The sequence below is a fragment of the Nocardioides sp. ChNu-99 genome, assembly GCF_029493445.1.
Lineage (GTDB): Bacteria > Actinomycetota > Actinomycetes > Propionibacteriales > Nocardioidaceae > Nocardioides.
This window is the reverse complement of record NZ_JAHWBL010000005.1, coordinates 43,257-65,229: the sequence shown is the minus strand read 5'-3', so window position 1 is coordinate 65,229 and position 21,973 is coordinate 43,257. Positions and strand designations below refer to the sequence as shown.

At 76.1% G+C, this 21,973-nt stretch carries 21 protein-coding genes; 10 read left to right on the top strand and 11 right to left on the bottom strand.

Annotation, left to right across the window (positions count from 1 at the left end):
• Positions 1-44: 44 nt before the first annotated feature.
• Positions 45-953 (bottom strand): transglutaminase family protein, encoded by a 909-nt coding sequence (locus tag KK617_RS03325; protein ID WP_277498091.1) that lies wholly within the window; start codon positions 951-953, stop codon positions 45-47.
• Positions 950-3,511: a circularly permuted type 2 ATP-grasp protein gene (locus KK617_RS03320; RefSeq protein ID WP_277498090.1), complete on the bottom strand. Its 2,562-nt coding sequence runs from the start codon at positions 3,509-3,511 to the stop codon at positions 950-952. The genes KK617_RS03325 and KK617_RS03320 overlap by 4 nt, the downstream gene beginning before the upstream one ends.
• A 144-nt stretch (positions 3,512-3,655) precedes the next feature.
• On the opposite strand from KK617_RS03320, the gene KK617_RS03315 reads away from it, so the two are divergent.
• A complete protein-coding gene (locus KK617_RS03315; protein WP_277498089.1) occupies positions 3,656-4,384 on the top strand; it encodes a GAF and ANTAR domain-containing protein in 729 nt (242 codons plus the stop codon).
• Between the two features lie 3 nt (positions 4,385-4,387).
• On the opposite strand, the gene KK617_RS03310 is transcribed toward KK617_RS03315, so the two are convergent.
• The 4 genes from KK617_RS03310 to KK617_RS03295 all read right to left on the bottom strand — a co-directional run bounded on the left by KK617_RS03310 (position 4,388) and on the right by KK617_RS03295 (position 7,587).
• Positions 4,388-5,134 (bottom strand): GAF domain-containing protein, encoded by a 747-nt coding sequence (locus KK617_RS03310; RefSeq protein WP_277498088.1) that lies wholly within the window; start codon positions 5,132-5,134, stop codon positions 4,388-4,390.
• Positions 5,135-5,227: 93 nt separating this feature from the next.
• Entirely contained in the window at positions 5,228-5,857 is a 630-nt protein-coding gene (locus tag KK617_RS03305; RefSeq protein WP_277498087.1) for a hypothetical protein, read from the bottom strand.
• 49 nt (positions 5,858-5,906) lie between these two features.
• Complete coding sequence (hisC, locus tag KK617_RS03300; RefSeq protein WP_277498086.1) at positions 5,907-7,019, bottom strand: histidinol-phosphate transaminase; 1,113 nt, start codon at positions 7,017-7,019, stop codon at positions 5,907-5,909.
• A 10-nt stretch (positions 7,020-7,029) separates the two neighbouring features.
• On the bottom strand, positions 7,030-7,587 hold the full coding sequence (locus KK617_RS03295) for a VanZ family protein (protein ID WP_277498085.1): 558 nt from the start codon (positions 7,585-7,587) through the stop codon (positions 7,030-7,032).
• Between the two features lie 150 nt (positions 7,588-7,737).
• Between KK617_RS03295 and KK617_RS03290 the strand changes: the two genes are divergently transcribed.
• Positions 7,738-8,613: a PfkB family carbohydrate kinase gene (locus KK617_RS03290; RefSeq protein ID WP_277498084.1), complete on the top strand. Its 876-nt coding sequence runs from the start codon at positions 7,738-7,740 to the stop codon at positions 8,611-8,613.
• A 6-nt stretch (positions 8,614-8,619) separates the two neighbouring features.
• On the opposite strand, the gene KK617_RS03285 is transcribed toward KK617_RS03290, so the two are convergent.
• Positions 8,620-9,561 carry an arginine deiminase-related protein gene (locus tag KK617_RS03285; protein ID WP_277498083.1) on the bottom strand — a complete coding sequence of 314 codons (942 nt, stop codon included), beginning with the start codon at positions 9,559-9,561 and terminating at the stop codon, positions 8,620-8,622.
• Between the two features lie 123 nt (positions 9,562-9,684).
• On the opposite strand from KK617_RS03285, the gene KK617_RS03280 reads away from it, so the two are divergent.
• The 8 genes from KK617_RS03280 to KK617_RS03245 all read left to right on the top strand — a co-directional run bounded on the left by KK617_RS03280 (position 9,685) and on the right by KK617_RS03245 (position 16,581).
• On the top strand, positions 9,685-10,356 hold the full coding sequence (locus KK617_RS03280; protein ID WP_277498081.1) for a GntR family transcriptional regulator: 672 nt from the start codon (positions 9,685-9,687) through the stop codon (positions 10,354-10,356).
• Positions 10,357-10,407: 51 nt separating this feature from the next.
• A complete protein-coding gene (locus KK617_RS03275) occupies positions 10,408-10,803 on the top strand; it encodes a phage holin family protein (RefSeq protein ID WP_277498080.1) in 396 nt (131 codons plus the stop codon).
• Complete coding sequence (locus tag KK617_RS03270) at positions 10,800-11,351, top strand: low molecular weight protein-tyrosine-phosphatase (RefSeq protein ID WP_277498079.1); 552 nt, start codon at positions 10,800-10,802, stop codon at positions 11,349-11,351. Before KK617_RS03275 ends, KK617_RS03270 begins: the two co-directional genes overlap by 4 nt.
• Positions 11,348-12,226 (top strand): fructosamine kinase family protein, encoded by an 879-nt coding sequence (locus KK617_RS03265; RefSeq protein ID WP_277498078.1) that lies wholly within the window; start codon positions 11,348-11,350, stop codon positions 12,224-12,226. Before KK617_RS03270 ends, KK617_RS03265 begins: the two co-directional genes overlap by 4 nt.
• 64 nt (positions 12,227-12,290) lie before the next feature.
• Positions 12,291-12,986 carry a response regulator transcription factor gene (locus tag KK617_RS03260; protein ID WP_277498077.1) on the top strand — a complete coding sequence of 232 codons (696 nt, stop codon included), beginning with the start codon at positions 12,291-12,293 and terminating at the stop codon, positions 12,984-12,986.
• Positions 12,983-14,512 carry a HAMP domain-containing sensor histidine kinase gene (locus tag KK617_RS03255; protein ID WP_277498076.1) on the top strand — a complete coding sequence of 510 codons (1,530 nt, stop codon included), beginning with the start codon at positions 12,983-12,985 and terminating at the stop codon, positions 14,510-14,512. The genes KK617_RS03260 and KK617_RS03255 overlap by 4 nt, the downstream gene beginning before the upstream one ends.
• Positions 14,513-14,573: 61 nt before the next feature.
• A complete protein-coding gene (locus KK617_RS03250) occupies positions 14,574-15,977 on the top strand; it encodes a trypsin-like peptidase domain-containing protein (RefSeq protein WP_277498075.1) in 1,404 nt (467 codons plus the stop codon).
• Positions 15,970-16,581: a DUF3558 family protein gene (locus KK617_RS03245; protein ID WP_277498074.1), complete on the top strand. Its 612-nt coding sequence runs from the start codon at positions 15,970-15,972 to the stop codon at positions 16,579-16,581. The genes KK617_RS03250 and KK617_RS03245 overlap by 8 nt, the downstream gene beginning before the upstream one ends.
• Positions 16,582-16,656: 75 nt before the next feature.
• On the opposite strand, the gene KK617_RS03240 is transcribed toward KK617_RS03245, so the two are convergent.
• The 4 genes from KK617_RS03240 to KK617_RS03225 all read right to left on the bottom strand — a co-directional run bounded on the left by KK617_RS03240 (position 16,657) and on the right by KK617_RS03225 (position 21,969).
• Positions 16,657-17,976, bottom strand: a complete 1,320-nt coding sequence (locus tag KK617_RS03240) for an anthranilate synthase component I family protein (protein WP_277498073.1) — start codon at positions 17,974-17,976, stop codon at positions 16,657-16,659.
• 109 nt (positions 17,977-18,085) lie between these two features.
• Positions 18,086-18,676 carry an aminodeoxychorismate/anthranilate synthase component II gene (locus KK617_RS03235; protein WP_277498072.1) on the bottom strand — a complete coding sequence of 197 codons (591 nt, stop codon included), beginning with the start codon at positions 18,674-18,676 and terminating at the stop codon, positions 18,086-18,088.
• A gap of 10 nt (positions 18,677-18,686) precedes the next feature.
• Positions 18,687-20,630 (bottom strand): anthranilate synthase family protein, encoded by a 1,944-nt coding sequence (locus tag KK617_RS03230; RefSeq protein WP_277498071.1) that lies wholly within the window; start codon positions 20,628-20,630, stop codon positions 18,687-18,689.
• A 199-nt stretch (positions 20,631-20,829) separates the two neighbouring features.
• Positions 20,830-21,969 (bottom strand): glycosyltransferase, encoded by a 1,140-nt coding sequence (locus tag KK617_RS03225; protein ID WP_277498070.1) that lies wholly within the window; start codon positions 21,967-21,969, stop codon positions 20,830-20,832.
• Positions 21,970-21,973 lie beyond the last annotated feature (4 nt).

Below are 21,973 nucleotides of genomic sequence, written 5' to 3'. Positions count from 1 at the left end.
GGGTGGTCACCGTGTCTCCCGACCCGCCCGACGGGCCGCCGGGCTCAGGCCTCGGACAGCGGCGCGACGTCGACCGCGACGGCCAGCGAGGAGCTCGTCGCCTCGGTGTAGATGACGCCCTTGAGCGGCGGCACGTCGCCGTAGTCCCGGCCCCAGGCGACCGTCACGTAGCGCTCGTCGACCCACGTGTCGTTCGTCGGGTCGACCATCAGCCAGGTGCCGGGCTCGCGCCCCTCGCCGGCGGCGCGCCCCGGGGCCCACACCGCGATCCAGGCGTGGGTGGCGTCGGCCCCGACGAGGCGCTCGCGTCCCGGCGGCGGGGTGGTGGCCAGGTAGCCGGAGACGTAGCGGGCGGCCAGGCCGTGGGCGCGCAGGCCGGCGAGCAGGAGGTGCGCGAAGTCCTGGCACACCCCGGCGTGCGCGGTCATCACCTCGGCGACCGAGGTGGTCACGGTCGTGGCGCCGGGCCGGTAGGCGAAGTCGGCGTGCACCCGGCGGACCAGGTCGGTGAGCACCTCGCCGAGGGGGCGGCCCGGGGTCAGCGACGCCCCGACGTACTCCCGCACCTCGGGGCCGGGTGCGGCCAGCCGCGTCGGCAGCGCCCCGTCCCAGGCCTCCCAGGCGTCCGGGCTGTCGGGGCGGGCGGCCGGGCGGGCCTCCTCCCACGGGGTGGCGAGCAGCTCCGCGTCGTACGACGGCGCGGTCACCTCGACGACGCTCTCGGCGCGCACGACGAGCTCGCGGTGGGGCCGGACCACCTGGAAGAAGGTCGCCACGTTGCCGTGGACGTCGACGTCGTCGCGGACCTCGTCGGTGGCCGGGGAGACCGTCAGCTCGCGGCTGACCACGCGCTGCAGGTCGCCCGTGCGGGGCGTCAGGTAGGCGATGCCGAGGCTGTCGGTGACGTCGGCGTCGTAGGTGTAGGTGGTGCGGTGCCACACGCGGTACCTCACGCCTGGCCCTCCTCGGTGCCGGTGGCCGCGCCGAGCCGGGCGGGCAGCAGCTGGGTGAACGAGCGCGGGCCGGGGCCGCTGGGGAAGTGCAGCAGGGCGATCGCGTCGGAGAGCCGGGCGACGTCGGCGACGACCTCGTCGAGGAAGCGCGCGAGGTGGGGGCGGCGCTCGCCCCCGAGGGCCACGAGCGCGCGGGGGTCCACCGTGGTGACCCGCTCGACCAGCTCGTCGAGCAGCCGCTCGGGGCGGGTGGAGCCCGTCGAGCCCGGCACGGCGGCCAGGTGGGTGCGGAGCTCGCCGAGCGCGTGCGCCACGGAGCGGGGGTTGGCCCTGTCGAGCAGCAGCAGGTCGAGGGTGCTGCCGACCTTCACGTAGCCGCGGTGGCGGCGCCGGTGCGTCACCACGGACTCGGTCGAGCCCAGGACGGCGTTGAGCACCCGCCGGTCGGTGTCGAGGCCGCGGCGCTCGACGAGCGTCGCCCGCAGCAGGCGGGCGACCTGGTGGACCCGCTCGACGGCGCGGCCGGCGCCGATCATGTGCCAGCCCGGGTCGCGCACCATGTTGGCGCTCACGCCCGTCAGCGCGAGCACGCCGTCGAGCATCCGGCCGCACACCTCCTCCACGCGGTGGCTGTGGGGGGAGGCCCGCAGGTCGGCGGCCGCGCGGTCCAGCGCGGCGAAGGTGCGCCACGTGTCGGCGGACAGGTGGTCGCGCACGGCCAGGGAGCAGGCGCGCAGCGCCGCGAGGGACTGGGCCACGCTGCCCGCGCGGGTCGCGTCGAGCACGACGGCGCGGAACTCCTCGTCGTACCCGCCGTCGTGCCCGCCGTCGCCACCCGGCCCCGGGCCCGCGCCCGGGCCGGACCGCGGCGGGCAGAGGGCCTGGACGGCGCCCCAGGTGACCGCGAGGCTCGCGCCGCCGGCCGACAGCGGGCGGGTGCGGTAGTCGTCGGCCAGCGCGTGGGCGGTGAGCAGGAGCCGCAGCAGGTCCTCGGCGCGCTCGAGGTAGCGCCCCGACCAGTAGAGGTCGTCGAGCACGCGCGGCACCATCGCGGTGCCCGGGTCGGTGTAGGACAGCTGCAGCTGGTGGGCGAGGTGCTGGTCCGGCTCGGCCGGGTCCCGCTTGAGCACCCACACGTCCTTGGCGGTCGCCGGGACGGTACGGCGGCCCTCCCGCCGCTCGCGCACGGTCGCCAGACCGCCGACGAGCGGGCGGTAGGAGGAGCCGTGCCAGAGCGTGAAGGTGCGCAGCGAGAGCGGGCCGGGCGCCACCGCGGCGCCGCTCGCGGACGTGCGGGCGGACGAGACCGTGGGGGCCTGCGACAGCGCGACCGGCAGCTGGCCGACGTGGGTGTGCGGCGACTCCTCGACGCGGCGGCGCAGCTCGTCGCGGGTGCCGTCGACGCGGGTGCCGTCGGTGCGCCGCACCTCCAGCTCGTCGAGACGGTCGAGGACGGTGCGGCGGGCCCGCTCGTCCCCGCACCACCACGTGGGCACCGCGTCGAGGCGCAGCTCCTCGCCCAGGAGGCGCTCGGCGACGGCCGGCAGGTAGGGCAGGAGGCCGGGGTTCTCGACGACGCCCGCACCGAGCCCGTTGACGACGCGCACCGTGCCGCGCCGCACCGCCTCGGTGAGCCCGGCGACGCCGAGACGGGAGCCGGCCCGCAGCTCCAGGGGGTCGCTCCAGGCGGCGTCGACGCGGCGCAGCACGACGTGCACCCGCTCGAGGTGCTCGAACACGCGCATCCACACCGCCCCGTCGCGCACCACGAGGTCATCGCCCTGCACGAGCGGGAAGCCGAGGGTGCTGGCCAGGAACGCCTGGTCGTAGGCCGTCTCCGAGCGCGGCCCCGGCGACAGCACCACGACGCGCGGCGTGGGCGGGTCGCCCGGGGCGGCGTTGAGCAGCATCGTGCGCAGCGCGTGGAAGAAGGGCGCCATCCGGTGCAGGTCGGCCTGCCGGTAGAGCTCGGGCAGCACGCGGGAGACGACGCGGCGGTTCTCCATGGCGTAGCCCATGCCCGACGGCGCCTGCGCGCGGTCGGCGAGCACCCGCCACGACCCGTCGGCGGCCCGTCCCAGGTCGCACGCGGTCAGCAGGAGCGGTCGCGGGTCGGCCGTCGAGGGGCGGGCCAGCACCCGCTCGTAGCCCGGGTGGCCCAGCACGAGCGGCGCGGGCAGCACGCCCTCGGCGAGGAGGCGGCGCGGCCCGTGCAGGTCGGCCGCGAGCGCGTTGAGCACCTCGGCGCGCTGGGTCAGGCCCACCTCGAGGGTCGCCCAGTCCTCGGGGTCGAGCACGAGGGGCACCGGGTCGAGGCGCCAGGGCGCGAGGTCCTCGCCGGGGGCCGCGTAGGTGACGCCGTCGTCGGCGAGGGCCCGGCGGATCTCGCCGTGCACGCGCGCCAGGTCCTCGGAGGTGAGCCGCACCGCGACCTCCGCGAGGCCGCGCCACGCGGGCCGCAGCGAGCCGTCGGGGGCGACCAGCTCGTCGTACCGCTCGGGGCCGGCGTCGAGCCGCGGCTGGGCGAGGGCCGCCGTGTAGTCGTCGAGGGCGGTCACGGCTCCACCCCGGTCGGCATGCACGGCACGGGGACACCCTGACACGGGCACGCGCCGTCGCCCGCCCCGTCCCGTCCTGGCCCGTCCTGGCTCTTCCTGCGCGAGGAAGCACGAGAAGGGGCCGCAGCACGTACCGTGACCCCGGTGAGCACCGACACCCCCCTCGCACGCGCCGCCGAGGAAGCCCTGCGGCAGGTCAACGCCCCCCGGGACGTGCCGACCACGCTGCAGACGATCGTCGAGGTGGCCCGGCGCACCATCCCGGGCATCGACCACGTCAGCGTCTCCCTGGCCCGCCGCGACGGCACGCTCGAGACGGTCGCGGGCACCGACGACGTGGCGAAGGGGTTGGACCGCGTGCAGTACGAGCTCGGCGAGGGCCCCTGCCTGTACGCCGTCCTCGAGGAGCGCACCGTCCGCGTGGAGCACCTGCGCCACGAGCAGCGCTGGCCCGGGTACGTCGCGCGGGCCGTCCGCGAGGGCCTGCAGGCCCAGATGGGGCTGCGGCTGTTCGTCGACGAGGACACCCTCGGCGGGCTCAACCTCTACTCCTCCACCCAGGAGACCTTCGACGAGGGCACGCTCGAGCTCGCGGAGCTGTTCGCCGCCAGCGCGGCCGTCGCGCTCGGCGGGGTGCGGGAGCGCTCGCAGCTGGCCGAGGCGCTGGAGTCGCGGGAGCTCATCGGCGTCGCCGTCGGGGTCGTCATGCAGCGGTTCGGCCTGGACCGCAGCCGCGCCTTCGAGTTCCTGGCCCGCACCTCGCAGAACAGCAACACCAAGCTGCGCGACGTCGCCGAGCGCCTCGTCGCGCAGACCGAGCACGAGGGCCCGGCCGACGGGGCCGACGGGGCCGACGGGGCCGACGGCAGCTAGGGCCTAGGGGGCGCGGGACTCCACGACGACGCGGGCCAGCACCGCGGGGGCGACGTCGGCGAGGCGGGCGGCCTCGACCAGCTGCTCCTCGGCCCGCAGCACGCTGATGCCGTGGGCGGCGGCCAGGATCCCGGCCGCCACCGCCACCGTCGTCTGGTCGCGCAGCTCGCCGGGGGTACGACGGGCCGCCTCCAGCGTGGAGAACGTCAGGTCGGCGTTGAGCACCGCGCCGTGCGCCCAGGCGCCGAGCACGCTCGCCAGCTCCTCGACGTGGTCGGCGAACGACCCGGGCCGCGAGCCGTAGAGGTTCACCCCGCCGATCACGCGTCCCCGACGCAGCAACGGCAGCGAGAGGGACGACAGGACGCCCGTGGCCGCCGACGCGGCCGAGTAGAGATGCCACCGGCCCTCGTCCAACGGGGAGTCGTCGACCGGCTCGGTCGCCGCGTCCCCGATCGCGAGCCGGTCGTGGTCGACGTCGAGGTGCAGCACCTCGCCGCTGCGCATCGACTCCACGCAGGGCCCGCCGTCGAGGTACTGCACCGCGTCGAGCGCCGCCGTCGTGGTCGAGGTCGACGCCAGCGTGAAGGTGGCGCCGTGGTCGTGGAGCGAGATGCTGAGCCCCACGCACTCGGGGGCGATCTCCTGCACCTCGCCGGCGATCTCGCGCAGCTCCTCGAGCACGTCGCGGTCCGGGACCAGCTGGCGGAGCTCGCCTGCCGCCTCCACGGTCTCCGGCAACGGCTCCATCCCCACGCACGTACCTCCTGCTCGGGTGCCGCCCCTCCCGGTCGGGGCGACTCGTGGACCGCCGGTACCCAACCCGCGCGCTCCGGTGCGCCGTCAGCCGGTCGGGGCGCTGGACGCCTGCGGGACCGCGGGCGCGACGAGGAGCCCGACACGCGAGGGGTACGTCGCGTCCTGCGTCGCCACGTCCGTCACCGCGAACCCCACGACGACGCCGTCGGCCTCGCGGACGAACGTGCGCAACGCGGACAGGGTGTCGGACTCGAACGCCTCGCCCTCGACGAAGCCGGCCGCGGCGAGACGTTCGTCGGTCGTGACCTCGGCCAGCTCGGGCACGTCGGTGGAGCGCAGGAGGAGGAACCAGCCCGTCTCGGCGCAGCCGTAGGACGCCACGTCGGCCGGGTCGACGCCGGCGGGCAGCACGTCGGCGGGCAGCTCCGCGGGCACCACCCCGGCCCCCTCGGTGCTCGTCGTGCCGTCGACCGCCGGCAGGCCGTCGAGCGCCGCCTGCAGCCGGTCCGCGGGGGAGACGGACGGGTCGACGGCAGCCGACCCGTCCCCGGCACCGGTCGCGGTGCAGCTGTCCGCCGCCTCGCCGACCGTCGGCTCCGGCGTCACCGTCGCCTCGTCCGACCCGCCGCAGGCGGTGAGCGCGGCCAGCGCGAGGGAGGCGACCGCGGCGGCCAGGGGCCGGGCGGCGCGGGCGGGGCGGGGCGGGCGCGTCATGGCGCCGATCCTCCCAGCCGAGGCTGAGCGCGACCTGTGGACGTGGCCGTCAGCGGCGGTACGCCGACGCAACCGCGAGCAGCCGGTCGCACGCCTCCTCCTCGCCGATGGTGACGCGCACGCCGTCGCCCGCGAAGGGGCGCACGACGATGCCCGCCTCCTCGGCGGCCGCCGCGAACGTGCCGGCGTGGTCGGGGGCCCCCGCCGTCGTACCGGTCAGGGGGAGCCACACGAAGTTGCCCTGCGCGTCGGGGACGTCCCAGCCGGCCTCGCGGAGCCCGGCCAGCACGCGGGCGCGCCGCTGCACGACCGCCTCCACCCGCTCGGCCAGCGCCCCGCCCTCGGCCAGGGAGGCGACGGCGGCGGCCTGCGCGACCGCGGACACACCGAAGGGCAGCGACACCGCGCGGAGGGCGGCGGCGACGTCGGGGTGGGCGACGGCGTACCCGACCCGGAAGCCGGCGAGCCCGTAGGCCTTCGAGAACGTGCGGGTGACCACCACGTTGGCGTGACGGGTGACCGTGGCGACCCCGTCGACGGGGTCGTCGCTGCGCACGAACTCGACGTACGCCTCGTCGAGCACCACGACGACGTGGCCGGGGACGCGGGCGAGGAACGCGTCCACCTCGGCCTGCGTCAGCGCGGGCCCGGTCGGGTTGTTGGGCGTGCAGAGGATGACGACGCGGGTGCGGTCGGTGACGGCCGCGGCCATGGCGTCGAGGTCGTGGCGGTGACCGGGGCCGAGCGGCACCGCCACGCCGCGCGCACCGCCCGCCGTCACGGCGATCGGGTAGGCCTCGAACGAGCGCCAGGCGTGCACCACCTCGTCGCCGGGCTCGCAGTAGGCGGCGACGAGCTGGTAGAGCAGCGCGACCGACCCCGTGGCGACGCTCAGCCGGTCGCTCGGCACGCCGAGGTGGTCGGCGAGCGCGGCGTACAGCGTGGCGCTGCCCATGTCCGGGTAGCGGTTCATCTGCGCCGCCGCCTCGTGCGCGGCCGCCAGCACGCCGGGCAGCGGCGGGAAGGGCAGCTCGTTGCTCGACAGCTTGTACGACGTGAGGCCCGGGCGGGTGGTGGGCGGCCGGCCCGGCACGTAGGCCGGGATCGCCAGCACGCTGCTCCGGGGCGTGGGCGCGGCGGCGCCCGGGACGGGATCGGTCATGGAAGCCAGGCTAGGGGGTGCGCCGGGCGCGCCACGGGCGGAGCACCACGGCGAGCAGCACCCCGCCCGCGGCGCCCAGCGCGGCGCCGGTCGCGTTGTCGATCACGTCGGTGACGTCGCAGGCGCGGTCGATGCGTGCCAGCTCGAGCTGGGTCCACTCGATGCCGACGGAGTAGAGCGCGAGGCCCGCCGCCACCAGCGGCACCAGGCCCCAGCCCGCCCGCCAGCGGCAGGCGGCGAGCGCGCCCAGCGCGCCGGCGGGCACGAAGAGGGCGGTGTTGAGCAGCCGTTGGCCGCCGTCGAAGATCCAGAACCCGTCGGGGGCGGGCCCGCCGACGTCGAAGGAGCACGTCGCGGCCCGCGTCTCGGCCGCGACCCAGCCCGTGGTGCCGCCCGCCGGCACCAGGGTGACGAGCGCGATCACCACCACCCACCAGGCGAACCCGGCCGCGGCGACCGCGAACACGGGGCCCGTGCGGCGTGCCGCCACGACCGCGGCCCCGGCGAGCACGACGCCCGCGAGCACCGCGCCGAGCAGCATCACCGCCGGTCCGCCGTAGGTCACCACGACGCGAGAACCTACCGGGGCCGGCTGTGCGTCGGCTGAGCGCGAGCGGCGGTCCCGCTCGCCGGGCGGGCGGGTCGCGGTGCCTGCGATAGTCCTCCCCTGCCGCTCCTACCGCTCCCACACCGCGACCCGCGCACCTGGAGGACCTCCGTGAGCACCCCGCCCGACGCCGGTACGCCGGCCCGCACCGGCCGCGTCGTGGTGGTCGGATCGGTCAACGTGGACCGGGTCCACCGGCTCGCGGCGCTGCCCGCGCCCGGCGAGACGGTGCTGGCGCGCTCGATGACGCTCGGACCGGGCGGCAAGGGCGCCAACCAGGCGGCGGCCGCGCGCCGGGCCGGCGCGCACGTCGCGCTGGTCGGACGGGTGGGCGCCGACGGCGAGGGGGCGGCGTACCGCGCCCGGCTCGACGACCTCGGCGTCGACACCACGCACCTGGCCACCGACGCGGCCGCGCCGACCGGCAGCGCGACGATCCTCGTGGACGACGCGGGCGAGAACTCGATCGTGGTCGTCGCGGGGGCGAACGGGGCGGTGGGCGCCGCCGACGTGGCCGGGGCGGGCGCCGTGCTGGCCGCCGCCGACGTGGTGCTCACCCAGCTGGAGGTGCCGCTCGCCGCGGTCGAGGCGCTCCTCGACGCCGTCGCGGCGACGTCCGCCCGGCTCGTCGTCAACGCCTCCCCGGTGCCCGACGACGCCGCGGGACGCGACCGGCTCGCCGCGCTGCTGGCCCGGCTCGGTCCCGACGACGTGGTGGTCGTCAACGAGGTCGAGGCGGCGCGGCTCGGGCTCGCCGCCGACGACCCGCGCGCCTGCACGACGCTGGGCGCGGCGGGCGCACGGTGGGCGGGTGCCGTCGTACCCAGCCCGCAGGTCGAGCCCGTCGACACCACCGGGGCCGGCGACACCTTCGCAGGCACGCTGGCCGCGGCACTGGCCCGGGGCGCCGACCGCGCCGCCGCCCTCACCGCGGCCGTCGTCGCCGCCGCCCGCAGCACCGAGTGGGCGGGCGCGCAGCCGGGCTGACGGGGCTCAGCCCCCGACGACCTCGCCGCCGGGCACGTGCACGAGGTCGCGGCCGACGACGACGTCGAGGGGGTTGGTGAGGCAGCGGATCGAGCCGCCGCCCTTGTGCAGCTCGGAGACGTCGACGAGCACCACGTCGAAGCCCCACGCCTCGAGCTGCTCGCGCACCCGCGGCGGGCAGGCCGGCATGAGGACGGTGCGGCCGACGACCACCGAGTTGGCGCAGAACGTCAGCGCCTCGACCTCGTCGAGCACCAGCGGCTCCGGTACGGCGGCCAGCAGCGCCGCCGCGGACTCCTCGTCGAACGCCGCCGGGCAGACCATCGCGCGGCGCTCGTCGAGCGGGCAGAAGGCGAGGTCGAGGTGGTACATGCCGGGGTGCGTGATCCGCAGCCCGCGCACGCGCACCTCGAGCGCGGCGGCGATACCGACCAGCGCCGCCTCCTCGGTGCGCGGGCCGAACCCTGCGAGCAGCTCGCCGCCGAAGGGGAACAGGTCGCCGGCCTCGACGTGCGCGCCGACGCCGTCGCGGCCGACGTACGCGACCTCCCGGCCGCGCGCCTCGGCCCAGGCCACGGCGCTCGCGGTCTCGGCGCGGCGCTGCGGGTAGCGCATGTGGGAGGCCAGGAACGCGGGCGCGCCGTCGGCCCGCGTGAAGGGCAGGCCGAGGTTCATCGCGTACACCATGTCGGGGCTGTCGCCGCGCTGGCGCAGCACGTCGACGCGGGCGCCGGCGTCGCGCAGGGCGGCGAGCATGCCGTGCCACTGCTCCCGGGTGCGCTCGGGCTCGGGCTGCGTCGCCGGGTCCATGTAGGGGTTGATGACGTAGTCGACCCGGAAGTGGTCGGGGCTCACCGTCAGGTAGGAGCGGCCCCACGGCAGGTCGGCGACCCGCTCCGTCTCCCGCTCCACCACCGAGCTCGGCTGGTCCACCAGGTCCGTGCGCATCCGTCCACCTCCGTTGATTGTCCGACAATCCGACCGCCGGTGAGTGTGGCACGGCCGCGCCCCACCCGCCAAGACGACGGGCCCCGGTGTCGCCGGGCTCACGGACGCGCGATGATGCGGGGCGTGTCCGATCCCTACGCCGGCCTGCGCGTCGAGGTGACCTCGACGGTCGCGCGCGTGGCCGACGAGCTGCGGCGCGCGGTCTTCGACGGCGAGCTCGAGTCGGGTACGCCGCTGCGCGAGGTCGCGCTCGCCGCCTCCCTCGGCGTCGCCCGCTCCACGGTCCGCGAGGCGCTGACCGTGCTGGTCGCCGAGTCGATCGCCACCCGCGAGCCCAACCGCGGCGTGACGGTGGCCGTGCCGGACGTCGCGTCCGTGCGCGACGTCTGCCGGGCCCGCGCCGTGCTCGAGGTGGCCGGCGTGCGCCACTGGGCGGGTGCCGACGAGGCGGCCCGCACCGCCGTGCGCGCGGCGGTCGCGGCGTACACCGACGCGGTGGGGCGGGAGGCGTCGTACGCGGAGCTGAACGAGAAGCACCTCGCCGTGCACGTCTCGTTCGTCGGTCTCGTGGGGTCCCCCCGGCTCGTCGCGACCGCCCGCTCGCTCGTCGCCGAGCTCAAGCTCGTGCTCGCCCAGATCGACCGCGCGGAGCGCAACGCCCACGACCAGGCGCACACCCACGACGCGCTCGTGGCGATGCTCGACCGGGGCGACGTGGAGGGCGCGGCGGCCGAGGTCGAGCACCACCTGGCCCTCGCCGAGCAGGACATCCTGCGCGCCCTCGGGGTCCGCTGAGCCGCGCGCGACCCGCCGTACCCCTGGCCCGGCCTGCCTAGGATCGGGTGCGTGAAGTTCGTCGCCTGGGTCCTCGTCAACGCGCTCGGCATCGCCGTGGCCGCGTGGCTGTTCGACGGCATCGCGTTCGACGGCGCCACCAGCGGCCAGGCGGAGATCGAGGACAAGATCCTCCCGCTGCTGGGCGTCGCCCTCATCTTCTCGGTCGTGACGGCGTTCGTGACGCCCCTGGTCAAGCTGCTGTCGCTGCCCCTGATCCTGCTGACGCTCGGGCTGTTCCTCTTCGTCGTGAACGCCGCGATGTTCCTGTTCACCGGGTGGGTCGCGGACCGCTTCGACATCCCGTTCACCGTCGACGGGTTCTGGACCGCGCTCGGCGCCTCGATCGTCATCACCGTCGTCACGTGGGTCGTCGAGGCCGTCACGGACACCGAGGTGCGCGGGTGACGGGGGTCCTCCCCCCGCCCCGACCCACCCGCGCGGACGGCTCCGCGCCGTACCGGCTCGCCGTCGTGTGCCTCGGCAACATCTGCCGCTCCCCCGTCGCCGACGTGGTGATCGAGGCGCGCCTGGCCGAGGCCGGCCTGGGCGACGCGGTCGAGGTGCGCTCGTTCGGCACGGGCGGCTGGCACGTGGGCGGCCCCATGGACGAGCGGTCCGCGGCGGTGCTGACCCGCGGGGGGTACGACGCCACCCGCCACCGCGCACGCCGCCTCGACGCCGCCGAGGCCGCCGGGTTCGACGCGCTGCTCGGCATGGACGCCACGAACGTCGCCGACGTGCGGGCCCTCGCGGGCGGCGCCGCCGACCGCGTCCTGCTCTTCCGCGACCTCGACCCCGAGGGCACGGGCGACGTGCCCGACCCGTACGCGGGCGGCCCCGAGGGGTTCGACGCCACGCTCGCCGTCGTCGAGCGGGTCGCCGACGCGCTCGTCGCCGAGCTGGGCGCCCTGCTCCGCGCGCCCTCCTCCGCCCCGACCGGAGGTGCGGCATGACGCGCCAGCCCCTCGTCGCGCGCCGGGCCGAGCAGCTGCTCGGCACCGCGGTCGCCGCCACCTCGCCCGTCGCGGGCGGCGACACCTCCACCGCCACCCGCCTGCGCCTCGCCGACGGCCGCAACGCGCTCATGAAGACCTGCCCCGGGGCGCCGGCCGGCTTCTTCGAGGCCGAGGCGCGCGGGCTGGCGCGGCTCGCCGGCGTACCCGGGGGTGTCGAGGTCCCCGAGGTGCTGGCCGCCGCGTCCGACTGCGTGATCCTGCGGTGGGTCGACCCGGGCCGCCCGTCGGCCGACGCCGCCGCCGCGCTGGGCGCCGCGCTGGCCCGCACCCACCTCGCCCCCGCGATCCTGGGCGCGGAGCAGGACGGCTTCATCGGCCGCCTGCCGCTGCCCTGCTCCGCCCCGCCGGGCGCGACGTGGGCGGAGTTCTACGCCGTGCGCCGCGTGCTGCCCTACCTCAAGCTGGCCCGCGACCGCGGCGCCGTGCTGCCCGAGGACGCCCGCAAGGTCGAGGCCGTCCTACCCCGCCTCGCCGGGCTGCTGCCCGAGGAGCCCCCGGCCCTGCTGCACGGCGACCTGTGGAACGGCAACGTCCTGTGGGGCGTGGGCGGCACCGTGCACGTCGTCGACCCCGCGTCGTACGGCGGGCACCGCGAGGTCGACCTCGCCATGCTCGCGCTCTTCGGCCTGCCCCACCTCGCCGAGCTCTGCGACGCCTACGAGGACACCGCGGCCGCTGCCGGCCGACCGCTCGTCGGCGGCTGGCGCGACCGCGTGCCGCTGCACCAGCTCTTCCCGCTGCTGGTCCACGCCGCGCTCTTCGGCGGCGGGTACGGCGCCCGCGCCGCCGCCGTCGCGTCGGCGTACTCCTGAGCGCGCCCGACCGATCCCGCCCGTCTCTCAGCGCGGCCTCAGAGACGTTCGGCATACTCGACGGGTGCCGGACACCAAGGGATCGCGCGTGCTCGTCGTCGACGACGACCGCGCCGTGCGGGAGTCGCTGCGCCGCTCGCTGGAGTTCAACGGGTACGTCGTGGCCACCGCCGGCGACGGCGCGGAGGCCCTGGCGGGCATCGCCGCCGCCGCGCCCGACGTCGTCGTGATGGACGTGATGATGCCGCGCCTCGACGGGCTCGAGACGACGCGGGCGCTGCGGGCGGCGGGCAACGACGTACCGATCCTCGTGCTCACCGCGCGCGACGCCGTGGGCGAGCGGGTCGAGGGCCTCGACGCGGGGGCCGACGACTACCTGACCAAGCCGTTCGCGCTCGAGGAGCTGCTGGCCCGCGTGCGGGCCCTGCTGCGCCGGGTCGTGCCGACCGAGCAGGCCGACGAGTCGCTGTCGTTCGCCGACCTCACGATGGACGTCGCCACCCGCGAGGTGCGCCGCGGCTCGCGCGCCATCGAGCTCACGCGCACCGAGTTCACGCTGCTGGAGATGTTCCTGCGCCGCCCGCGCCGCGTGCTGGAGCGCTCGTTCATCCTCGAGGAGGTCTGGGGCTACGACTTCCCGACGACCGCGAACTCCCTCGAGGTGTACGTCGGGTACCTGCGTCGCAAGACCGAGGCCGAGGGCGAGCCGCGCCTCATCCACACGGTCCGCGGCGTCGGCTACGTGCTGAAGGAAGCGTGAGCACCCGCACCGGGAGCCCCGCCGCGTCCCTCCCCGACAAGCCCCCGCCGTACGACGGCGACCTCGGCGCCCCTGCTGACGCCGAGCTGCCCGACCTGCCCGACGGCCGCCGCTGGCACTACCGCCGCTCGCTGGCGAGCCGGGTCACGCTGCTCACCACCATCGCGGTGGGCGCGACCGTCGCGCTGCTGTCGCTGAGCGTCTACCTCGTGGTGCGCGTGCAGATGCAGCAGACGATGGACGAGCAGCTCGTGGAGCGGGCGCAGACCACGGCGAGCGTCTACAAGGGCGACGCCGTCACGACCTACGACACCCAGCCGTGGCTCGACGAGGCCAGCGACGTGCGCGTCGTGCTGCTGACCGTGAGCGGCACCCAGCTGCTGCAGGGCCACCAGGACGGGGCGCTGCCGTTCGGCCAGGACGAGCTGCAGGTCGCGGCCGGCGCAGCGAACCACGCCGTGCTGCGGACCGTGACGATCGAGGGGGAGCGCTACCGCATCGCCACCGTGCCCCTGCCGAACCCGGTGGGGATCGAGGGCACGTCGGAGTACGCCGGCGCGCTCATGCTCGCCCAGAAGACCGCGTCGCAGCAGGCGTTCCTCGGCAAGCTCGGCCTCGTGATGGTCGTGCTCGGCGCCAGCGGCGTGCTCCTCGCGGGTCTGGCCGGCACGGCGGTCGCGCGCAACGGCCTGCGTCCCGTGCGCCGGCTCACCGACGCGGTCGAGGAGATCGCCCGCACCGAGGACCTGCGCCCGCTGCAGGTCGAGGGCGACGACGAGATCGCCCGCCTCGCGACGGCGTTCAACCAGATGCTCACCGCCCTCGAGGCCTCGCGCGTGCGGCAGCGGCAGCTGGTGGCCGACGCCAGCCACGAGCTGAAGACGCCGCTGACCTCGCTGCGCACCAACCTCGACCTGCTCGCCCAGGCGGAGAGCGCGTCCGCCGCGGCCGTGCTGCCCCCCGAGACGCGCCGCGAGCTCATCGACGACGTCCGCGCCCAGATCATGGAGCTGAGCACCCTCATCGGCGACCTCGTCGAGCTGGCCCGCGACGAGCAGGTGCGCCACGTGGTGGAGCCGGTCTCGCTCGTCGAGGTGCTCGACCGGTCGGTCTCGCGGGTGCGGCTGCGCGCCCCGAGCGTCACCTTCGAGGTGCGCGCCGCGCCGTGGTGGCTCGTGGGCGAGTCGCACTCGCTGGAGCGTGCGATCACCAACCTGCTCGACAACGCCGCCAAGTGGAGCCCGGCGGGCGGCCGCGTCGTGGCGACGCTGGCCAACGGCATCCTCACCGTGGACGACGAGGGCCCGGGCATCCCCGAGCCGGACCGCCCCCACGTCTTCGAGCGGTTCTTCCGCTCCACCGAGTCCCGCGGCATGCCCGGCTCGGGCCTCGGGCTGTCGATCGTGCGGCAGGTCGCCGAGCGGCACGCGGGCACCGTCGCGGCCAGCGAGTCCCCGTCGGGCGGGGCCCGGATGACCCTGCAGCTGCCCGGTTCGCCGCTCCACCCCGACGCCGCCGGCACCTGAACCCCGCCCGGCGCGGCGCGGCAGGTGCAAGCCGGGGCCGAGCGGGGTAAGGATCACCGCCATGACCGACCAGCAGCCGCCGCGCCCGGACCGCCGCGGACCCGTGGGCCCTCCCCCCGGCACCTCCCCCCGCCTGCCCGCGCCCCCGTCGTACGGCGCGCCCTCCCACCCGCAGCACGGCGCGGGCCCCGGCTACCCCGGTCAGCAGGGGTACCCCGGCCAGCCCGGCCAGCAGCCCTACGCGGGCCAGGGTCAGCCGTTCGGCCAGCAGGGCCAGCAGGGGCCCGGCCAGCAGGGCCCGCCCCCCGCGACGCCGCGGCGCGCGCGGCGCGAGCGCAGCGGTGGCGGTCGCGGTGTCGGCCTGCTCGCGGGCGCCCTCGCGCTCGGCCTGGCGGGCGGCGTGGGTGGCGCGGCGGGCTACTCCGCGCTGGTCGACGAGGGGATCTTCTCGTCGCCCGACGAGGGCGCCGGCACGGGCGGCGACACCCGCATCGACGCCGAGGAGATCGACACCGAGAGCCTCGACCCGCTCGACCTGGTCTCCGTCAACGACATCTCCAACGTGGTGCTGCCGGCGGTCGTGCAGATCAACGTGCCGGTGGAGGGCGGCTACTCCCAGGGCTCGGGCTTCGTGGTCTCCGAGGACGGCGAGATCATCACGAACCACCACGTCGTCGACTCGGCGTCGCCGGGCGACGAGATCGTGCTGACCTTCTACGACGGCTCGTTCGGCACCGCCGAGGTCGTCGGCAGCGACCCCCTGCTCGACGTCGCGCTGCTGGAGATCACCGACGGCCCCGAGGACCTGACGGTCGCCTCGCTGGGCTCCTCGGACGAGACCGAGGTCGGCCAGGCCGTCGTGGCCATCGGTGCGCCGTACGGCCTGCAGTCGACCGTGACCGCGGGCATCGTGAGCGCGATGAACCGGCCGTTCGTGCTGTCGCTGCCGGACGAGCTGGTGGCCTACCCGGCGATCCAGACCGACGCCGCGGTGAACTCGGGCAACTCGGGCGGGCCGCTGGTGAACCTGCGCGGCGAGGTGGTCGGCATCAACGGGGCGATCGAGCTGGCGCAGGGCGAGACGGGCTACGAGGCCGGGTTCATCGGCATCAGCTACGCCATCCCGATCGACGTCGCGAACGTGGTCGTCGACCAGCTGCGGGAGGGCGAGGAGCCGGAGCACGCCTCCCTCGGCGTGGCCGCCGAGACCGCCGTCATCGACGACATCGTCGACGGAGCGGCGGTGGTGACGGACGTCGACAGCGGCGGGGCGGCCGACGAGGCCGGCCTGGAGCCGGGTGACATCATCGTGCAGGTCGGCGACATCCACGTGAACGGCACGGAGGCGTTGCTGACGGCCGTCCTCGACCACGAGGTGGGCGAGGAGGTCGAGGTGACGTTCCTCGACGACGGCGAGCAGGAGACCACCACCACCGTGACGATGGGCAGCGACCTGGATGGATGACCCACGACGACACGGCGGCCCGACCCGGGCCGCCGTGCGGGCCGTCGGGCTGGCGCTGCTGGGCGCCGTGGCCCTCGCAGGCTGCGGCGACGACGGCGACGACCTGCCGGCCGGCGCGTCGACGCAGACCAGCTTCCCCACCGCCGACCCGTCGGTGAGCGGTACGGCGGGCGCGGCCCGGGAGGTGCCCGACCCCTGCGCAGCCGCCACGCCGGAGGAGGTGGCCGCGCTGCTGGGCGTCGACCCGGTGCGGGAGGAGCCGGCGGGTGCGGCGACGTACCGGGGCTGCACCTACACCGACGTCGCCACCGACGTCGTCGTGCTGACCATCACGACCGTCGCCGCGGCGGCCGACTTCGAGACCATCTGGGAGGCGACGCTCGGCGAGATCGCGGCGCCGACCGAGGACCTCACCGTCGCGGGCGCCGACGGGGCCCGGCTCGTCACCGACGCCGGGGACGACGCGGTCGCCATGACCGGTCTGGCCTCGCACCACGCGCTCGTGGACATCGTGAACCTCAGCGTGCCCGCGCCGTACGACGTCGCGACGCAGCGCACGGCCGTCACCACCGTGCTCGAGCAGCTGGTGGCGCTGGGCGGCTGAGGCTCTCGCCGTCCATGGCCCCGTTCGTGGGAGCAGCGCCAGACGTTCCGCGGCGCTCCCACCACGAATCGGGCCTCAGCGCAGGGCGCCCAGCACCCGCTCGAGCTTCCAGCCGGCCTCGGCCCACTCGTCGGCGACGCGCGAGCGCACCGTGATGCCCCCGCCGGTGCCGGCGCGCCACGAGCGAGCGTCCGCGCCGTACAGGCTGCGGATCACCACGCCCAGGTCGGCGCCCTCGCCCGAGACCCAGCCCAGTGCGCCGGCGTACGGGCCGCGCGACGACCCCTCCACCGCCGCCACGACCTCCATCGTGCGCAGCTTGGGGGCGCCCGTCATCGAGCCGGCGGGGAAGAGCGCACGGACGGCGTCGACCACGCCGACCTCGGCGCGCAGCTCGCCGACGACCGTCGAGACGAGCTGGTGGACGCCGGGGTAGGTCTCGGTCGCCATGAGGTCGGGCACCCGCACCGTGCCGGGGCGGCTCACGGACGCGACGTCGTTGCGCAGCAGGTCGACGATCATCAGGTTCTCGGCGCGCGTCTTGGGGTCGGCGGCCAGCGCGTCGCGCAGCGCGGCGTCCTCGACGGGGTCGGCGCTGCGCGGGGCGGTGCCCTTCATCGGCTTGGTCTCCACGACCCGGGCGCCGCCCGTCGTGCCGATGCGCGCGAACCGCTCCGGCGACGAGCCGAGCAGCCAGGCACGGGCGCGGTGGTCGGCCGCGTCCCCCTCGCCCGCGACGTCGTGCTGGAGGAACCCGGCGTACGGCGCGGGGTTGGCCTCGCGCAGCCGGGCGTACGCCGCCCACGGCGCGAGCGCGGAGCGGGCGGTGACGCGGTGGGTGAGGTTGACCTCGTAGGAGTCGCCGGCGTGCAGCGCCTCCTGCACGCGGTCGAACGCAGCGGCGTAGTCGGCGGGGACGGCGGGGACGGCGGCGGCAGCGGGCGGCGTGCGGGGGCGGGCGGCGGGCGGCACGGCGGGGGAGGCGGGGCGGGCCGCGTGCTGCACCTCCCGCACCCGGCTCGGCCGCAGCCACACCGCCTCGGGCGGGTCGGCCGGGTCGAGGAGGGCGGGCAGGTCGCGACGTGCGGCGTACCCCAGGTAGCCGAACCACCGCGCCCCCGGCTCCTGCTCGACCTCGGCGGCGAGCACGGTGAAGGGGTCGTCGCCGACGACGGTGCTGCGCCAGCGACCGGGCCGACCCGTCCAGCGGCGCACCTCGCCGGCCACCGCGTCGTACGTCAGGGACACGTCGTCGGGCTCCAGGCCCGCGACGAAGGACCGGCGCCCCGACCAGTCACGCCCGGCGCCGCCGTCGAGCCAGACGCAGCGGGGGTACGCCGTCGCGAGCGCCTCGAGGTCGGCGTCGGGGCGGGCGTCGGGGTCCGGCGGGGGCACGGGCAGGACCGTAGCCGAGCCGCGCGCACCCGGGTTCGTGGTAGGAGCGCCGCGGGATGTCTGGCGCTGCCACCACGAACGGGGGGCGGGCGGGGGCGGTGGGACGGGCTCAGCGCCCCAGGAACGCCGCGACCATCTCCGCGCCGTGCTCGCTCAGCACCGACTCGGGGTGGAACTGCACCGCCTCGAGCGGCAGGTCGCGGTGGCGCACACCCATGACGACATCCGGCTCGCCCGGCTCGCCGGCGCACGTCGCCGACACCTCGAGGCAGTCGGGCACCGCGACGGCGCCCAGCGAGTGGTAGCGCACGGCCGCGAGGTCCTGCGGCAGGCCCGCGAACACCCCGCGCCCGTCGTGGCGCACCCGGGCGACCTCGCCGTGGGCGGGCGTGAGGCGGGTGACGCGTCCGCCGTACGCCGTCACGAGGCCCTGCAGCCCGAGGCAGACGCCGAGCACGGGCCGGGTCCCGGCGCGCAGCACCGCGCGCCCGACCGAGAAGTCGCGCTCGACCTCGGGGTGGCCCGGCCCGGCCGACAGCACGACGTGGGAGTGGCGCAGCACGTCGGCGGCGTCGACCTCGTCGTGCTGCACCACCCGCGGCAGCTCGCCCGTCACCGCGGCGACGAGGTGGGCGAGGCTCTGCGTGTACGAGTCGTGGTGGTCGACGACCACGACGTCCGGCGCGTCCGGGCGGCTCACCGGGGCCGGCTCAGACGAGCAGCTCCCGCACCAGGCGGTGCAGGATGTCGAAGCCGTTCTGGGTGAGGATCGACTCGGCGTGGAACTGGATGCCGCGGTAGTGCGGCCCCGCCAGGGCGTGCACGTCGCCGGTCGCGGGGTCGGCCTCGACGCGTACGCCGCCGCTCACCGCCGCGCGGCCGTCCGCGCCGACCTCGTCGGTCGGGACGCGACCGACGAAGGTGTTGTAGAAGCCGACGCGCTCGGTGCGCCCGTCCATCCGCACGGGCGACTGCGTGCCCTGGAACACGATGTCCTTGAACGCCAGCGGCAGCCCGAGGTGGTGGCACAGCGCCTGGTGGCCCAGGCACACGGCGAGGAAGGGCCGCTCGGTCGCCATCAGCTCGGCCACGGCGGCGCGCAGGTGCGCCATCTTCGGGTCGTCGCCGTCGCGGGGGTCCCCCGGCCCGGGGCCGACCACGACGAGGTCGAACCCGTCGAGCGCGCCCGGCGCGTAGGCCTCGTGCCGCACGACCTCGCTCGTCATGCCGAGCACGGCGAAGACGTGGCGGAGCATGTTCACGAAGTCGTCCTCGCCGTCGAGGATGACGACGCTGCGCCCGGCCAGGTCCGCGTCGGCGTCCTCGCCGGCCTGGTCGGTCAACCAGAACGAGGAGAGCCGGCGGTTGCGGGCGTTGAGCGCGAGCAGCACGTCCTCGTCGGCGACGAGCTCGTGCACTTCGACGCCGCTGGCCGGGGCGGCGGGCACCAGGCCGAAGGCGCTGAGGATGCCGCCCGCCTTGGCGTGCGTCTCCGCGACCTCGTACGCCGCGTCCGAGTCCCGCACGAGGGTCGCGCCCGCGGTGACGGTGAGGTTGCCGGCGACGTCGACGTCCGCCGTACGGATGACGATGGGGCTGTCGAGCACGGGCTCGCCCTGCTCGTCGCGGCCGAGGACCGCGAGCGCGGCGCCGTAGTAGCCGCGGCCGCCGGGCTCGTGGGCCTTGATGAGGCGGCAGGCGTTCTCGACGGGGCTGCCGGTGACGGTGGCGGCGTACATCGTGTCGCGCAGCACCTCGCGGACGTCGCGGTCGGTGCGGCCGGCGAGGAGGTACTCGGTGTGCACGAGGTGCGACATCGGCTTGAGGAACGGGCCGAGCACCTGGCCGCCCTCGTGGCAGATGTCGCACATCATCTTCAGCTCCTCGTCCACGACCATGAAGAGCTCGTAGACCTCCTTCTCGTCGGCGAGGAAGTCGAGCAGCCGGGGCTTGAGCTCGGCGGCCGCCGCCTCGCCGCGCGGGAGGCGGAAGGTGCCGGAGATGGGGTTCATGCGGACGTCGCCGCCGTGCACGCTGACGTGGCGCTCGGGGCTGGCGCCGACGAGGTAGCGGTCGCCGGTGAAGAAGCAGAAGGTCCAGTAGGCGCCGCGCTCGCGCTCGAGGAGGCGGCGGTAGACCGTCAGCGCCTTCTCGGCGCTCCAGTCGGCGATCACCGCGCGGTACTGCCGGCCGATCACGAGGTTCGCGCCCTCGCCCTGCCCGATCTCCTCGGTGATGACCTGGTCGACGACCTTCGCGTAGGCGTCGTCGTCGATCTCGAAGCCGCCGCGGTCGGTGAACTCGACCTCGCCGACCGGCAGCGCGGCGACGACCTCGGCCACGGAGAACTCGAACTCGTCCTCGACGTCGACGACCACGAGCGGCGTGCCGTCGTCGTGCGCCTCGAAGCCGCGCTCGGCGACCTGGCGGAACGGGACGGCCACGAGGCGGTCGCACGTGCGGCCCGGCGCGGGCACGCCCGTCTCGAGGGGGATGTCGAGGATCGACTCGGCGACCCAGCGCCGCCCGCCCACGAACCCGACCGTGTCGCGGTCACCCGCCCGCGTCGAGCGCCGGATGATCGCCCACGCCTCGTGCCCCTGGAGCGCGGCGAGGGCGTCCTCGACGGTCAGGGCGGCGGGGGGCGTGGTCATGACAGGTGAGCCTACTTTCCCCGTACGGCGCGCCTCGCCGCCGTCCCAGGCCCGGGGATCGCCGGTGGTCGAGGTGGGTTGCCCTGGTTCCGGTGGTTGAGGTGGGTTGCTCTGGCAACCCCTCGAAACCACGCCCGGGATCGCCGGTGGTTTCGAGGGCCGCTAGCGCGGCCACCTCAACCACCGAGTGGCCGGCTGGTCAGCGGCCGGCGCGCGCCCAGCGGGCGAGGTGCTCGACGAGCACGGTGCGGTCGCGGTCCCAGTTGTGGTGGGCGGCGACGTGCGCGTGGCCGCGCTCGGCCATCGCCCGGGCGCGCTCGCGGTCGTCGGCCAGCGCCAGCACGGCGTCGGTCGGGGCCTCGCCGAACGGCACGACGACGCCGCCACCGGAGGCCGCGAGGAACGCCTCCACCTCGGGCAGCGGGGTGGCGACGACGGGTACGCCGTGCGCCAGGTACTCCATGTTCTTCGTCGGCAGCGACACCCGGTGGTTCGCCTCGTCGTGCAGCAGCGCCAGGCCGGCGACCGCGCCCTGCACGAGCGGCAGCGCCCGGTCGTTGGGCACGAACCCGTGCCACACCAGCGTGCCCGCGTCGTGCGCGGCCTGCAGCGCGGCGCCGACGGTGCCGTGCGCCGTACCCACCACCTCGACGCGCACGTCGTCGCGCCCCCGCTCGGCCAGCTCGCTCGCCAACGCGACGATCTCGTCGGCGCCGCGGTCGCGGGTCAGCGAGCCGAGGTAGACCACCCGCGCGGGGCCCTCGCCGTCGGGGCCGGGCACGGTGGCGGGCACGGACGTCGAGTTCGGTACGACGGGGTGGTCGCCGCGGAACAGCCGGCGGTAGCCGTGCTCGGCGAGCAGCAGGTGGTGGCGGCGCTCGGCGCGCCCCAGCAGGAACCGCAGGAAGCCGGCGAGCGGCACGCGCAGCCACGTGGGGATCCAGGTGCGGATCTCGACGGTCGCGGGCACGTCCTCGTGCACGTCCCACACCACGGGCGTGCGCCCGGCGGCGCCCGCGACGAGCAGCAGCTCGGGGTCGTGGAGCAGCACGAGGTCGTGGTCGGGCGCCAGCGCCCGGATCTTGCGCCGGGCGTCCAGCAGCGCGCCGAGGCGGCGGCGGCCGTAGGAGCGGCGCACGTCGACCACCGTCACCCCCGGGCGCGCCGGCACGTCGAAGCCGAAGAACGGCGCCAGGTAGGTGACCTCGAACCCCGCGTCGAGCAGCGCGCCCATCTCGCGGTGCGCGATCCGCGCGTCGCCGGGGTGGTGCACGACCGTCACCACCAGCACGCGCAGCCCCGCGCCGGGTCGCTCCCCGCCGGTCACCGCACCGCTCACCGGG